The sequence below is a fragment of the Streptomyces yerevanensis genome (assembly GCF_000716805.1).
In the GTDB taxonomy this organism is placed as follows: domain Bacteria; phylum Actinomycetota; class Actinomycetes; order Streptomycetales; family Streptomycetaceae; genus Streptomyces; species Streptomyces flaveus.
In genome coordinates this window covers 107,284-122,535 of the sequence record NZ_JNWJ01000001.1, presented here as the reverse complement: position 1 = coordinate 122,535, position 15,252 = coordinate 107,284, and the positions used below count along the sequence as shown (strand labels likewise).

Here is a 15,252-nt window from a genome sequence, read left to right as displayed (position 1 = left end):
CGCAAGCACAGCGCACCAGCACAGGGCACCAAGCGCACAGCACGAGCGAGCGCGCACAGCACCACCCGCACCCCCGAGAACGGAGAACAGTCATGGCCCAAGCCGCAGCCGTGGCGAAAAAGCCCGCGCCACCCCGGCGGCGCCGCGGCTCAGCCACGCCACGCAGGCTCCCGTATCTGCTGATCGCCCCGGCGGGACTGCTGATGCTGGGCTTCATCGCCTACCCGGTGCTGAGCGTCTTCTACTACAGCCTGCAGGACTACAACCCCACCAAGCCCTGGCGGAACGGCTACGCGGGCTTCGAGAACTTCGTGTACGCCTTCACCGAGGACCCGCTGTTCTGGGACACGCTGATCTTCAGTGCCAAATGGGTCGTCGTCGAGGTCGGGCTGCAACTGCTGTTCGGTCTGGCGCTCGCGTTGATCGTCAACCAGACCTTCGTGGGGCGGTCGCTCGGCCGTGCCATGGTGTTCTCGCCGTGGGCCGTCTCCGGGGTGCTCACCTCCGCGATCTGGGTGCTGCTCTACAACTCCCAGACGGGCATCACCCGTTATCTCGCCGACATGGGGATCGGGGAGTACGGCACGAGCTGGCTGTCCGACACATCGACCGTCTTCTCGGCAGCGGTGGTCGCCGATCTCTGGCGCGGCGTCCCCTTCTTCGCGATCCTCATCCTCGCCGACCTCCAGTCCGTCTCGAAGGACCTGTACGAGGCCGCCGAGGTCGACGGGGCCAGCCGCTTCAAGCAGTTCGTGCACATCACGCTGCCGCACCTGAAGGACGCCATCATCCTGTCCACGCTGCTGCGCGCGGTGTGGGAGTTCAACAACGTCGACCTGCTCTACACCCTCACCGGCGGCGGACCCGCGGGCGAGACGACGACACTCCCGCTCTACATCGCCAACACCAGCGTCGACGCACACAACTTCGGCTACGCATCGGCCCTGACCACGGTGGCATTCGTGATCCTGCTCTTCTTCTCGATGGTCTATCTGCGGCTGAGCAAGTTCGGAGGTGACGACAAGTGAGCACCACAGAGGCCACCATGACGGCGCCCGCTCCCAAGGACGAGGCCCCCGCACCGCAGCGCCCGGCCAAGCGTCGCCGCGCCTGGGACGAAGTCCCGCGCTGGCAGATCTACTTCCCCCTCGGCATCTACCTGGTCTTCACGCTCGTTCCCTTCTACTGGATCCTTCTGTTCGCCCTGCGCGAGCCCGGCTCGACCTCCCTCGTGCCCTGGCCCATGACCTTCGAGCACTTCGAGAAGGTGTGGACCGAGCGCAGCTTCGGGACCTACTTCGAGAACAGCGTCTACGTCGGCATCGCCACCCTGGTGATGACCACGCTCGTCGCCCTCGCCGGCGGTTACGCCCTCGCCCGCTTCAACTTCAAGATCAAGCGCGCCTTCATGCTGGCGCTGCTGTGCTCCCAGTTCGTGCCCGGCGCACTGCTTCTGGTTCCGCTGTTCCAGATCTTCGCCGAGCTCCAGATGATCAACTCGCTCGGCAGCGTCATCATCGCCGAGACCGTCTTCCAGCTGCCGCTGTCGATGATCCTGATCAGCGGCTTCATCCGGAACGTCCCGTACTCCCTCGAAGAGGCCGCCTGGGTCGACGGCTGCACCCGCCTCACCGGCTTCCGGGTCGTCGTCCTGCCGCTGCTGCGGCCCGGGTTGATCGCCGTCGGCTCCTTCGCCTTCGTGCACTCCTGGAACCACTTCCTGTTCGCCCTGATGTTCCTCAGCAACCAGGACAAGCAGACGATCCCCGTCGGCCTCAACAGCCTGATGAGCGCCGACAGCGTCGACCTGGGCGCACTCGCCGCGGGCGGCATCATCGCGGCCGTGCCCGTCGTGATCGTCTTCGCCTTCATCCAGAAGTGGCTGATCACGGGCTTCAGCGCCGGGGCGGTGAAGGGATGAGAGGAGTACGCACCTTGCCGCCGCATACGAGAAGAGGGCACCGCCTCCTCCAAGTCACCCTCACCTGCGGGCTGTTGGCCGCCCTCGGTGCGCCGGCGAACGCCGAGACGCGTGACATCAGCCGGGACACCCTGGCTCCGGACGACGGCTGGGCAGCGGCCGACGGTGGTACCACGGGGGGTTCCACCGCCGACGACGCCCACGTCTTCACCGTACGGAACCGAAGTGAGCTGGTCCGTGCCCTCGACGGCGGCAGCGCGACCCCGAAGATCATCAAGATCGCGGGGACGATCGACGCCAACACCGACGACAAGGGAAAGCGGCTGGACTGCGACGACTACGCGACCGGCGGCTACGACCTGAAGAAGTACCTCGCCGCCTACGACCCACGCACCTGGGGCTCCGCCAAGCCGAGCGGCCCGCAGGAGGAGGCCCGGCAGGCTTCGGCCGCGCGTCAGGCCGAGCGGGTCGAGCTGGCCGTCGGGTCCAACACGACCATCGTCGGCCTCGGCGACAAGGCGGTGCTCAAGGGCGCCAGCCTCCAGATCAACGGCGCGGACAACGTCATCGTCCGCAACCTCGAACTCCGCGACGCCTACGACTGCTTCCCCGGCTGGCAGCCCAACACCGGCGGCCTCGGTGACTGGAAGACCGCGTACGACACCCTGTGGCTGCGCGGCGCCACGCACGTGTGGATCGACCATGTCACGGCCTCCGACAAGGGCCACCCGGACGAGGACGAGCCCACCTACTTCGGCCGTAACTACCTGCGCCACGACGGCCTACTGGACATCACCAACGCCTCCGACCTGGTGACCGTCTCCTGGAGCCGGTTCGCCGACCACGACAAGGCGATGCTCATCGGCAACGGTGACACGGCCACCGGGGACCGCGGCAAGCTCCGCGTCACCCTGCACCACAACGAGTTCGACTCCGCCGTGCAGCGCGCCCCGCGCGTCCGCTTCGGCCAGGTGCACGCCTACAACAACCGGTACGTCGTCCCCGAGGACGCCCACGACTACCGCTACTCCTGGGGCGTCGGCACCGAGTCCGCGATCTACGCCGAGAACAACGCCTTCACCACACCCGGCCACATCGAGGCCGCCGACCTGGTGAAGAGCTGGAACGGCACCGCTCTGCACGCCACCGGAAGCCTCTTCAACGGCTACCCGGTCGACCTGCTCGCCATCAACAACGCCTACAACTCCGGCAGCGAACGCGACCTGACCGCCGACGTCGGCTGGAAGCCCGCCCTGCACGGAAAGATCGACACCGCCCAGCGGGCCGACCGCGAGGTGGCGCGCGGCGCGGGAGCGGGGAGGATCCCATGACCACACCTGCGCCGATGACCACACCCGTGCCGATCGTCCTCGCGGGCGCGCGCGGCCACGGAAGCTGGCATCTGAAGAACATCCGCCGCCTCCAGGACAAGGGCCTCGTACGCCTCGCCGGGATCTGCGAGCTGACGCCGCTCACCGAGGAGGAGCTGGACACCTTCGCCGCCGCGGGTCAACTGCCGGAGCAGTCCGCCGACTTCGGGGCGCTGCTGGACTCCACCGGTGCCGCGGTCGCCGTGATCTGCACGCCGATCCACACCCACACCGACCTGGCACTGATCGCCGCCGACAAGGGCGTACACCTGCTCCTCGAGAAGCCGCCCGCGCCGTCGTACGCCGAGTTCCGCCGGATGGCCGACGGGGTCGCGACGGCCGGGGTGGTGTGCCAGATCGGGTTCCAGTCGCTCGGCTCGGGCGCCGTGCCCGCCATCCGGGAGCTGGTGGCCGAGGGCGCGATCGGCGAAGTGACGGGGATCGGGGCGGCCGGTGCCTGGGCGCGCGCCGAGGAGTACTACCGTCGCGCGCCCTGGGCGGGACGGCGCACGCTGAACGGCGCCGACGTCGTCGACGGCGCGCTGACCAACCCCCTCGCACACGCCGTCGCCACCGCCCTCGCACTCGACGGCGCCACCCGCGCCGAGGACATCACCGCCATCGAGGCCGAACTGCTGCGCGCCAACGCCATCGAGTCCGACGACACCTCGTGCGTACGCGTCACCACCGCGGCCGGCCGACGGGTCACCGTCGCCGCCACTCTGTGCGCCGAACGGCCCGACGAGCCGTACGTCCTCGTGCACGGCACCAGCGGCCGGATCACCTTCTGGTACAAGCAGGACCGGGTCCTCCTCCAGCGGTCCGGGCGCGGCCCCGAGGAGACCGAGTACGGCAGGACCGACCTGCTGGAGAACCTGGTCGAACACCTCGAAGGCCGAGCCGAGCTGCTGGTCGCGCCCGAGTCGACGGGCGCGTTCATGCGGGTCGTCGAAGCGATTCGGCAGGCACCGGATCCCGTCGCACTCCCCGAGGACGACTGGTACCTGCTGCCCGAGGAGAACCGCCGGGTCGTCCGCGGCATCGACGCGCTCGTCAGAGCCGCCGCCGACACCCTCAGTCTCTACTCCGAGCTGGGCGCCCCCTGGGCGCTCCCGAACGAGGTGAGCACATGAGAGACGACTCCCTGGTCCTGCGGATCGCGGGCCGCCCCGTCGGCCGTTACATCACCCGGCCCGAACTGCCGCCGAAGCTCTCGCCGCGTCCGTATCTGCACCCGGTCACCACCCTGGCGGGCACGGCCGTCACCGAGCTGAGCCCGGCCGACCACGTACACCACCTCGGCGTCGGTGTCGCCGTTCCCGACGTCGAGGGGCACAACTTCTGGGGCGGGCGCACCTATGTCCGCGACCAGGGCCCCACCGAGCTCGACAACCACGGCGCCCAACGGCACGCGGGATTCCAGCTGAGCGACCCGGACGGCTTCGTGGAGGAACTGCGCTGGATGGCCGCGGGCGGCGAGCTGCTGCGTGAGCGACGTACCGTCGCGGCCACCGAACTCACCGACGCCGCCTGGGCGTTGGACTTCACCTTCTCGCTCACCAACACCACGGACGGGCCCCTGTCGATCGGCAGCCCGGCCACGAACGGACGCCCCGGCGCGGCATACGGCGGCTTCTTCTGGCGCGCCCGCAAGGAGGCCGAGTCGCCCGCCGTGTTCACCCACGACACCGAGGGCGAGGACGCGGTGCACGGCAGGCGCGCCGACTGGCTCGCCCTCGCCGGCGCCAACTGGACCCTGGTGTTCGCCGGCGCCACCGAACAGACCCGCCGCGACCCGTGGTTCGTGCGCACCGCCGAGTACCCGGGCGTCGGCTCGTCCCTCGCCCACGACGAGCGCCTGCGCATCCCGGCAGGCGACACCGTCGTACGCCGGATCGTCACCGTCATCGCCGACGGCCGCCTCGACCGGGGCGAGACGGCCGCCCTCGTCCGCAAGGCGGTGAGCCCATGAGCAGCCAGAGCGCACCCGCCTTCACCGCCGACCTCGGCGACGGGACCTACCGCAACCCCGTCCTGAACGCCGACTGGTCCGACCCCGACCTGATCCGCGTCGGCGACGACTACTACATGACCGCCTCCAGCTTCGGCCGCGCCCCCGGCCTGCCGCTGCTGCACTCCCGCGACCTGGTCAACTGGACCCTCGTCGGACACGCCCTCCAACTCCTCGAACCGGCAAAGGAGTTCAGGACACCCCGGCACGACTGCGGAGTGTGGGCGCCGTCCTTACGGCATCACGACGACCGGTTCTGGATCTTCTGGGGCGACCCCGACCACGGCATCTACCAGATCAACGCCCCCGAGATACGCGGCCCTTGGACCCGCCCCCACCTGCTCAAGGAGGGCAAGGGACTCATCGACGCCTGCCCCCTGTGGGACGAAGAGACCGGCGAGGCATATCTCGTGCACGCCTGGGCCAAGTCCCGCTCCGGCATCAAGAACCGGCTCACCGGCCACCGCATGCGGCCCGACGCCACCGGCCTGCTCGACGAGGGCAAGGTGATCGTCGACGGCGACCGCATCCCCGGCTGGTTCACCCTCGAAGGGCCGAAGCTGTACCGACACGACGGCTGGTTCTGGATCTTCGCCCCCGCCGGGGGAGTGACGACCGGCTGGCAGGGCGCCTTCCGCTCACGCGGCTTCTTCGGGCCGTACGAGGAGCGGATCGTGCTGGAGCAGGGCGACACCGACGTCAACGGCCCCCACCAGGGCGGCTGGGTGCGCACCCCAGTGGGCGAGGACTGGTTCGTCCACTTCCAGGAGAAGGGCGCGTACGGGAGGGTCGTCCACCTCCAGCCGATGCGCTGGGGTGCGGACGGCTGGCCCGTACTGGGCGACGAGGGCGCCCCCGTCGACGTACACAAGAAGCCCGACCTACCATCTCAGCCACCGTCCGCGCCTGCCACCGACGACGACTTCCCCGGCGGACGCTTCGGACGCCAGTGGCAGTGGACCGCCAACCCGCAGGACGGCTGGGCGACTTGGCACGCGGGCGACGGGCTACGACTGACCTGCGTACGGACGGCCGACGCGCACGATCTGCGCAAGCTGCCGAACGTGCTCACGCAACGGCTGCCGGGGACCCCCGCCACCGTCGAGGTCGAACTCGCCCTGTCCGGCGAGGCGCCGGGCGCCCGGGCCGGACTCGCCGTACTCGGCGACGCGTTCAGCTGGATCGGGCTCCAGCGGGGCGCCGACGGGATGGTGCATCTCGTGCACCGGTTCGCCGAGTCCGTCGCCGAGCGGGAGCGGGACGCCGCGCATCCACGGCTCGCTCCCGAGGGACGGGCGCGGCTGCGGATCGAACTCGGCGAGGGGGCGCGCTGCCGCTTCTTCTGCGACGTGGGGGAGGGGTGGCAGCCCTCCGGGCCGGTCTTCACCGCCACGCCCTGGCGCTGGGTCGGCGCCCTGCTCGGCCTGTTCGCACTCGCGCCGACCGGCGGGGGACACGCCGGCGCGGCCACGTTCACGCAGTTCCGCATCACCGCACGACCGACTTCCTGAACTCACTTCACGTGTACGCCTGTTGGGAGCCGCAATGACGCACCTCCGTAGCAAGCGCTTGCCGGGCCCGGAACCGGGATCGAGACCGGGCCTGGGCAAGGCCCTGGTCACGGTCGCAGCCCTGGTGGCCTCGCTGGGGCTGGGAGCCCTCGCCCCGGCCGAAGCCGCGACCGACGCGGTGACCGAAGCCGCGACCGATGCGACGACCAGTGGCATGGCAGCGCCTCGCTGGACCGACAAGGCCCACGGTTTCGCCTCCCTCGACGGCGGTACGACGGGAGGCGCCGGCGGCAAGGTCGTCACCGTGACCACCCAGGCCGACCTGGAACGGTACGCGGCGGCCGAGGAGCCGTACGTCATCCGGGTCGCCGGGACGATCAAGGCCGAGCCGTTCGGCGCGAACGTCGTCGTCGCCTCGGACAAGACCATCATCGGCGTCGGCACCGCGGGGGAGCTCGTCCAGGGCGAGCTGAACCTCAAGCCCGGCACCCACAACGTGATCATCCGCAACCTGACGATCCGCGACTCGTACGTCGAAGGCAACTGGGACTGCAAGGACACCGACTTCGACGGCATCCAGATGGACACCGTCCACCACGTCTGGATCGACCACAACCGCTTCTCGCGGATCTGCGACGGCCAACTCGACGTCCGCAAGGACAGCGAGTACGTCACCGTCTCCTACAACCGCTTCGAGAACAACAACAAGACCTTCGGCATCGGCTGGACGACGAACGTCAAGACGCAGATCACCATCGACCACAACCTGTTCAGCGGTACGAAGCAACGCAACCCGTCCGCCGACAACTGCGCCTACGCACACCTCTACAACAACTACCTGACCGCGCAGGCCGATCCGGGCGACCCGGTGTGGACGTACGGCAACTGGTCGCGCGGCCAGACGAAGATGGTCATCGAGAACAGCTACTACAAGGACGTCCAGCACCCCTACCAGGCCGACACCACCGCCGAGTTGGTGCAGCGCGGATCGATCCTGAAGAACACCAGCGGGCGGCAGGAGGCGTGGGGCGCGGCCTTCGAGCCGCGGGACCTCTACAAGTACGAGCTCCACCCGGCGGCGGCCGTCCCCGCGCTCGTGTCGAAGTTCTCCGGACCGCAGAAGAAGCTCGGCACCGACACCGTCCTGAACGTCCCCGCCGACTACCCGACCGTCCAGGCCGCCGTGGACGCCGTGCCCGACGGCAACGACTCCACCGTGACGATCCGGATCGCGCCCGGCACGTACCGGGAGAAGGTGCTCATCCCCGCCGCCAAGCCGAACGTGGTGCTCCAGGGGACTGGACAGGACCGCTCCGACACCGTCATCGTCTTCGACACACCCGCCCAGTTCGGCGGCTCCACCGGGAGCGCCACCGTGCGGATCGCCGCGAGCGACGTCACGGCGCGCAACCTCACCTTCAGCAACGACTTCGACGAGGCCGCGTACGAGTACGGCGCCGAGCAGGCCCTGGCGATGAAGACGACGGGCGACCGGATCGTCTTCGAGGACACGGCCTTCCTGGGCAACCAGGACACCCTGATGACCGACAGCCCCAAGCTCGACGTCATCAGCCGGGTCTACGTCCGCGACTCGTACATCGAGGGCGACGTCGACTTCATCTACGGACGCGCGACCACCGTCATCGAACGCTCCGTCATCAAGGCACTCACCCGCGGCTCCACCACCAACAACGGCTACATCACGGCCGCTTCGACTTGGAAGGACAACCCGTACGGGTTCCTGATCACCAGGTCGAAGGTCGTCAGCGACGCGCCCGCCGGGTCTTTCCACCTCGGCAGGCCCTGGCACCCGGGCGGCGAGCCGAACGCGATCGCTCAAGTCCTGTTCCGGGACACCGAGTTGCCCGCCGCCATCAAGTCCTCACCGTGGACCGACATGGGCGGCTTCTCGTGGAAGGACGCGCGCTTCACCGAGTACCGCACATACGGCCCGGGCGCGACGGTCAACGTCGACCGGCCGCAGATGCCGGGCGAGGAAGCGGCCACGCACACGGTCGCCGACTACCTCGCCGGGACCGACAACTGGGCACCCCACGCCCGCCACTGACCCCCACAGCGTCACTGCAACCCTCGCTGGATCCAGAAGAAGAAGAGAGCCGACCAATGAAGATCAGCATTCACCGGAGCAGCACAGGCGGGCGCCGTTCGGCCGCCGTCGTCGCCCTGAGCGCCGTGCTCGCGCTGACCGCCACCGCCTGCGGTGACGACGGCAGCGGGGCAGCGGGCGACAAGGGTGAAGAGGGCAGCGGCAAGGGCGAGATCGTCTTCTGGGACAACAACGGCGGTGTCCGCACCGACATCTGGAAGGAGATCATCGCCGACTTCGAGAAGGCCAACCCGGACATCAAGGTCGAGTACGTCGGGGTCGCCGCCACCGAGTACCAGTCCAAGGTCGACACCTCGATCCAGGGCGGCGGCCTGCCGGACGTCGGCGGCGCCGGCGCGGCGATGCTCGCCGGTTTCGCCGCCCAGAACGCGCTGGAGCCGCTGGACGACCGCCTCGGCAAGTCCTCCCTCAACGGCAAGCTCAACGAGGACATGGTCAAGTCGCTGAAGTCCGCCGGCGGTGACGACGACAAGCTGTACTCGATCCCGACCTCCGCCAACAACGGTGTCCTCTACTACCGGACCGACCTGTTCGAGAAGGCGGGCCTGGACGAGCCGAGCACCTGGGACAAGTTCTACGAGGCCGCGGAGAAGCTCACCAACAAGGGCAAGAACGAGTTCGGCTACACCATCCGTGGTGGTGCCGGGTCCATCGCCCAGGCGCTGGACGCGATGTACGGGCAGTCCGGCATCACGTCCTTCTGGGACTCCAGCGGTGAGAAGACCACGGTCAACGACCCGAAGAACGTGGAGGCGCTGGAGAAGTACGTCGGCCTCTACAAGAAGGTCACTCCGGCCGCCGACCTCAACAACGACTTCACCAAGATGGTCTCCCAGTTCGACTCCGGCACCATCGGCATGCTGAACCACAACCTGGGTTCCTACCAGGACCACGTGAAGGCGTTCGGCGTCGAGAAGTTCCGGGGCATCCCGCAGCCGATCGGGCCCGGCGGCAAGCGGGTCCAGGTCTCCAACCCGGTCGACGGCCTCGGCCTGTTCAAGAGCTCCAAGAACAAGGAAGCCGCCTGGAAGTTCATCGAGTTCGCCACCTCGCACGCGGAGAACTCCAAGTTCAACCAGTCGGCGGGGCAGGTGCCGGCCAACACCGATGCCGCGAAGGACGCGTGGGTCTCCGAGGCCGAGCCGACCAAGCTCGCGGCCGACGCGCTCAGTGACGGTTCCACGACCATCGTTCAGCTGCCGTACTACCTGCCGGACTGGAACAACCTCAGCAAGGCCGACAACGAGCCCGCGTTCCAGAAGGTGATGAACGGGGACACGAGTGCCAAGGACTTCCTGGACACGTTCGCCAAGCAGCTCAATGAGGCGCAGGCGGAGTGGAACGAGCAGAAGGGCTAAGCGCTCCGCGGACGGCTCCGCCGGTTGGGCCGTTATTTGACTGCGGGTCCGTTGTGGCTGGTCGCGCAGTTCCCCGCGCCCCTTTGGGGCGCGGGGTAGCCCCCCCACGTTGAAAGGCACCGCTGAACGTTCCTGTCCCGCACGCCTGTTGAGAAAGGCACACCGTCGTGTCGCTCACCCGTAGACAGGTCAGTACGGCTGCTCTTGCAGCCGTTCCGCTCGCCGTCGCCGCGAGCGGGCCCGCCGTCGCCGCTACGCCAAAACGTGGTGCCGGGCGGACCCTCTTCATCGCCGGTGACTCCACCGCCGCTCAGAAGTACGCCGACGCCGCGCCCGAGACCGGGTGGGGTATGGCCCTCCCGTTCTTTCTGCGCCGTGACCTACAGGTCGCCAACCACGCGGTGAACGGCCGCAGTTCGAAGAGCTTCGTCGACGAGGGGCGCCTTGATGTCATCCTCGGGGCGATCCGGCCCGGCGACCTCCTTCTCGTGCAGTTCGGTCACAACGACTCGAAGACCGCCGACCCCGCGCGGTACACCGAGCCCTGGACGACATACCAGGACTACCTCCGTCAGTACGTCGACGGGGCGCGGGCCCGCGGTGCCCGGCCCGTGCTCGCCACCTCCGTGGAGCGCAGGAGGTTCGACGCCGACGGGAACACCGTGCGCACGCACGGCGACTATCCGGCGTCGATGCGGGCTTTCGGCGCCCAGGAGGGCGTCGCTCTGCTCGACATCGAGGCGTTGTCGCTGGCGCTGTGGCAGAAGCTCGGCGTCGAGGAGACGAAGAAGTACTTCAACTGGACCGCTTCCGAGCAGGACAACACGCACTTCAACCCTCCGGGTGCGATTGCCGTGGCCCGGCTGATCGCGGGGGAGTTGCTGCACCGCCGGGTGCTGGCGCCGCGTGACGCTCGTCGCTTGGACGACGAGATTCCGGAGTCTTGGATTACGTGGCCCAACGTGTAGGGGCTGCGCCCCAGGCCCCCGCCAGGGGGTGGGAGGTGACAGCCGTGTCGCGACTGCGGGCCCGTTGTGGCTGGTCGCGCCCGCGCGGCGGAGCCGCATATTGACCCAGCCCCGCGCCCCTAAAGGGGCGCCCCCGTACCCGCACTTTGGAAGGAACCCGTACCCATGCGCACCCGTAACTGGCATGCCCATGCCATTACCGCTGTCGTCGGCTGTACCGCCCTCGTTCTCACCCTCACCGGCCCCACCGCCCAGGCCAAGCCCCGCGACCTCGGTCGCGAGACCCTCGCCGCCGGCGACGGGTGGGGCTCGGAGGGCGTCGGCACCACCGGTGGATCCGCCGCCGACGCCGCGCACGTCTACACCGTCACCACCTGGGCCGAGTTCAAGGCCGCGCTGAAAGCCGGTGGTGACGCGCCCAAGATCATCAAGGTCAACGGCATGATCGACGCCGTCTCCGAGGGCTGCGAGGCCTTCGTCACCGGCGGCTACGACCTCCAGCAGTACCTCAAGGACTACGACCCGGCCGTCTGGGGCAACGACGAGGTCGCCAGCGGTCCGCAGGAGGACGCGCGGGTCGCGTCCGCCGCCAACCAGGACTCGGAGATCAAGGCCAACATCCCCAGCAACACCACCATCGTCGGCGTCGGCAAGAACTCCGGCATCCTCGGCGGCAGCCTCCAGATCAAGGGCGTCTCGAACGTCATCATGCGCAACCTCACCATCGAGGCCCCGCTCGACTGCTTCCCGAAGTGGGACCCGACCGACGACAACAAGACCGGCAACTGGAACTCCGAGTACGACGCCGTGGTCGTCTACGGCACCGACCACGTGTGGCTCGACCACAACACGTTCACCGACGGGCGCTACCCCGACAGCGAGCGGCCGGTCTACTTCGGCAAGGTCTTCCAGCAGCACGACGGGCTGACGGACATCGTGCGCGGCTCCAACTACGTGACCGTGTCCTGGAACCGCTTCCAGGACCACGACAAGAACATGCTGATCGGGAACGGCGACGGCCTCGCCGCCATCGACGCCGGCAAGCTCAAGGTCACCATGCACCACAACCGCTTCGACGGAATCCTCCAGCGCTCTCCGCGTGTGCGGTTCGGACAGGTCGACGTCTACAACAACCACTACGTGGTGAACGAGGACCAGAAGGACGACTACTACGTCTTCGGTGTCGGCATCAACTCGCAGCTGTACGCCAGCCACAACGCGCTCTCGCTGCCGCCCGGCACCAGTGTCGGCAAGGCGCTGAAGAAGTGGAACGAGTCCCCGCTGACCGCCGAGAAGAACTACGTCAACGGGACGCTGACGGACCTGATCGCCGTGCACAACGCGGAGATCCCCGAGGAGACGCTGCAGCGGGGCGCCGGCTGGACGCCGACGCTGCGCAAGAAGGTCGACTCGCCTCGGGCCGTGCCGGGGATCGTCGGCCACGGCGCGGGTGCGGGACGCATCCGCTGACGTTCCCGGAAGAAGCGGCCGGGGCCGCCCGCACCGCACCGTCACCGTGGGGTGGGGGGCGGCCCCGGCCCGCCCCCACACGAGCCGTACATCGAAGGAGCACCCGTATGCCCGCGCCTTATGTCCAACTCCCGCTGTCCAGAAGGAGCTTCCTCCTTGCGGCCGCCGGAACGGGCGCCGCCCTCGCCCTCACGGCGGCTCCTGCTCGGGCCGACGGCAGAAAGCGCCCGTTCGGCCGGTACGGGTCACCGGCCGCCCGCCGCACCCCGAAGACCCTGTATGTCCACCCGGGCGGAGCCGGGGACTTCACCACCGTCCAAGCAGCCGTGGACGCCGCCTCCGGTGCCGGATACACGCTGGTCATCGCCCCGGGAACGTACCGGGAGATCGTCAAGGTCCCCGCGGTCAGTGCCGGGCTGACCCTTGTCGGAGCCAGCGAGAACCCCCGTGACGTCGTGATCGTCTACGACAACGCGGCGGGCACGATGAAGCCCGACGGATCCGGTACATACGGCACTTCGGGCTCCGCCACCACCACCCTGCAAGCGGCTGACCTCACTGCCCGCTGGATCACCTTCGCCAATGACTGGCTGCGCGCGGACCACCCGGAGATCACCGGGACACAGGCGGTCGCCGTCAAGGTGATGGGCGACCGTTCGGCGTTCTTCCACTGCCGGTTCCTGGGCCACCAGGACACGCTGTACGCGGACTCGCTGAACCTCTCGCTCTTCGCCCGCCAGTACTTCGCGCACTGCTACGCCGAGGGTGACGTCGACTTCGTCTTCGGTCGGGCCACCGCCGTGTACGAGCACTGCCGCTTCCACACGCTGGACCGGGACGTCGACTTCACGCCCAAGGGCATGGTGTTCGCGCCGTCCACGGCCGGTGCCAACCCGTACGGCTACCTGGCCGTGAAGTGCCGTATCACCAGCGGCGCGGAGGACGGGGCGTACAAGCTGGCCCGGCCCTGGGTGCCGAGTTCCGACACCACGGCCCGGCCTGCCCTCGTGGTCCGCGACACCTGGATGGGCCCGGGCATCGACGCGGCCGTGCCGTACACCAACATGTCCTCCGGCTTCCCCTGGCAGGACCAGCGGTTCGCCGAGTACCGCAACACGGGACCCGGCGCCAAGACCCTTGTTCCGGAGAACCGGCCTCAACTGACCGAGGTTGAAGCCGGGTTGCACACCCGTGAGACGTACCTCGGGGACTGGAGGCCCTATGAGCGGCGACGCTGACCGGGCTCCGGTCGGGAGGCGGGCCTTCGTCGCGGGAGCGGGCGCCGCGCTGTGGGCCGCACAGTCCGGTATGCCGGGGCCCGCCGTCGCCGCCGAGCCACCGGCCGGCGCGGCGGCGGCAGACACAGGGGCGACAGGCACAGCAGGCGGCATCGTCGAAGGCAACCTCCCCGACTTCTACCTCGCCCTCAAGGACGAGCTCCGCTTCCCCCTCGCCTGGGACAACTCCCCGATCCGAGACTTCCGCGTCTGGCGCCGCACCGCCCGCGCCAAGGTCGAGGAACTGCTTGTCGCCGGTCGCGACGACACCGCGTACGCGCCCGAGTTCGGCGATCGCGCCGAGGCCGACGGGTATACGCGCGAGCTCGTCACCTTCGGCCTCACCCGGTACGGCCGGGTGCGCGGCGCCCTGCTCACCCCGCACGGCACCGGCCCCTTCCCCGCCGTGCTGCTCCTCCACGACCACGGCTCGAAGTTCGACATCGGGAAGGAGAAGCTGGTCAGGCCCTGGTACGACGGCGAGGCCCGGTTGCCGTCCGCGCTGGAGTGGGCGGACCGCTGCTTCAGCGGGCGGTTCGCCGGTGACGAGCTGGCCCGGCGCGGGTACGTCGTACTCGCCGTGGACGCCCTCGGCTGGGGCGACCGCGGCCCCCTCGTCTACGAGCAACAGCAGGCGCTCGCAAGCAACTTGTACAACCTCGGTTCGTCCCCCGCCGGGCTCATGGCCCGCGAGGACGTACGCGCCGCCCGTTTCCTGGCCGGCCTCGACCGTGTGGACCGGCGGCGCGTCGCGGCCCTCGGCTTCTCCATGGGGGCCTACCGGGCCTGGCAGACCGCCGCGCTCAGCGACGACATCGCGGCCGGGGTGAGCGTGTGCTGGATGACCGGGCTCAAGGAGATGATGGTGCCCGGCAACAACACCCTGCGCGGCCAGTCCGCGTTCCACATGCTCCACCCCGGGCTCGCCCGGCATCTCGACATCCCGGATGTGGCGAGCATCGCGGCCCCGAAGCCGATGCTGTTCTTCAATGGCGGCTTGGACACGCTGTTTCCCCCGGAGGGGGTGCGGGTGGCTTATGGCAAGCTGCGCCTCGTTTGGCGCGCTTGCCGGGCCGAGTCGCGGTTGCGGTTGAAGACGTGGCCCGAGGTGGGCCACGTCTTCAACTCGCGTATGCAGGACGACGTTTACGCGTGGCTGGACGAGGTCCTGTGACGAAGCGTTCCGCTAGGAGGGCCGGTTCGAAGCTGCGGGTCCGTTGTGGCTGGTCGCGCCCGCG

Annotated in this window: 12 protein-coding genes; all 12 read left to right on the top strand. The window is 68.9% G+C overall.

From position 1 onward, the window contains the following. Window positions 1-92: 92 nt before the first annotated feature. The 12 genes from OP79_RS00570 to OP79_RS00515 all read left to right on the top strand — a co-directional run bounded on the left by OP79_RS00570 (window position 93) and on the right by OP79_RS00515 (window position 15,188). Entirely contained in the window at window positions 93-1,028 is a 936-nt protein-coding gene (locus tag OP79_RS00570; RefSeq protein WP_033317847.1) for a carbohydrate ABC transporter permease, read from the top strand. Beyond that, on the top strand, window positions 1,025-1,921 hold the full coding sequence (locus OP79_RS00565; RefSeq protein WP_033317846.1) for a carbohydrate ABC transporter permease: 897 nt from the start codon (window positions 1,025-1,027) through the stop codon (window positions 1,919-1,921). Before OP79_RS00570 ends, OP79_RS00565 begins: the two co-directional genes overlap by 4 nt. A 14-nt stretch (window positions 1,922-1,935) precedes the next feature. After that, on the top strand, window positions 1,936-3,252 hold the full coding sequence (locus OP79_RS00560; RefSeq protein WP_033317845.1) for a pectate lyase family protein: 1,317 nt from the start codon (window positions 1,936-1,938) through the stop codon (window positions 3,250-3,252). Then, window positions 3,249-4,424 (top strand): Gfo/Idh/MocA family protein, encoded by a 1,176-nt coding sequence (locus tag OP79_RS00555; protein ID WP_033317844.1) that lies wholly within the window; start codon window positions 3,249-3,251, stop codon window positions 4,422-4,424. Before OP79_RS00560 ends, OP79_RS00555 begins: the two co-directional genes overlap by 4 nt. Then, entirely contained in the window at window positions 4,421-5,263 is an 843-nt protein-coding gene (locus OP79_RS00550; RefSeq protein ID WP_033317843.1) for a DUF6807 domain-containing protein, read from the top strand. Before OP79_RS00555 ends, OP79_RS00550 begins: the two co-directional genes overlap by 4 nt. Beyond that, window positions 5,260-6,813: a glycoside hydrolase family 43 protein gene (locus OP79_RS00545; protein ID WP_033317842.1), complete on the top strand. Its 1,554-nt coding sequence runs from the start codon at window positions 5,260-5,262 to the stop codon at window positions 6,811-6,813. The genes OP79_RS00550 and OP79_RS00545 overlap by 4 nt, the downstream gene beginning before the upstream one ends. A 34-nt stretch (window positions 6,814-6,847) precedes the next feature. Then, a complete protein-coding gene (locus OP79_RS00540) occupies window positions 6,848-8,881 on the top strand; it encodes a pectinesterase family protein (protein WP_033317841.1) in 2,034 nt (677 codons plus the stop codon). Between the two features lie 56 nt (window positions 8,882-8,937). After that, the gene (locus OP79_RS00535; RefSeq protein WP_033317840.1) at window positions 8,938-10,299 is read left to right on the top strand and encodes an ABC transporter substrate-binding protein; all 1,362 of its coding nucleotides are present in this window, start codon (window positions 8,938-8,940) and stop codon (window positions 10,297-10,299) included. A gap of 167 nt (window positions 10,300-10,466) precedes the next feature. Next, on the top strand, window positions 10,467-11,267 hold the full coding sequence (locus tag OP79_RS00530) for a rhamnogalacturonan acetylesterase (RefSeq protein ID WP_033317839.1): 801 nt from the start codon (window positions 10,467-10,469) through the stop codon (window positions 11,265-11,267). Window positions 11,268-11,432: 165 nt separating this feature from the next. Next, on the top strand, window positions 11,433-12,737 hold the full coding sequence (locus OP79_RS00525) for a pectate lyase family protein (RefSeq protein WP_033317838.1): 1,305 nt from the start codon (window positions 11,433-11,435) through the stop codon (window positions 12,735-12,737). 107 nt (window positions 12,738-12,844) lie between these two features. Beyond that, a complete protein-coding gene (locus tag OP79_RS00520; protein WP_033317837.1) occupies window positions 12,845-13,975 on the top strand; it encodes a pectinesterase family protein in 1,131 nt (376 codons plus the stop codon). Then, window positions 13,959-15,188 carry a dienelactone hydrolase family protein gene (locus OP79_RS00515; RefSeq protein WP_033317836.1) on the top strand — a complete coding sequence of 410 codons (1,230 nt, stop codon included), beginning with the start codon at window positions 13,959-13,961 and terminating at the stop codon, window positions 15,186-15,188. Before OP79_RS00520 ends, OP79_RS00515 begins: the two co-directional genes overlap by 17 nt. The last annotated feature ends 64 nt before the right edge of the window (window positions 15,189-15,252 follow it).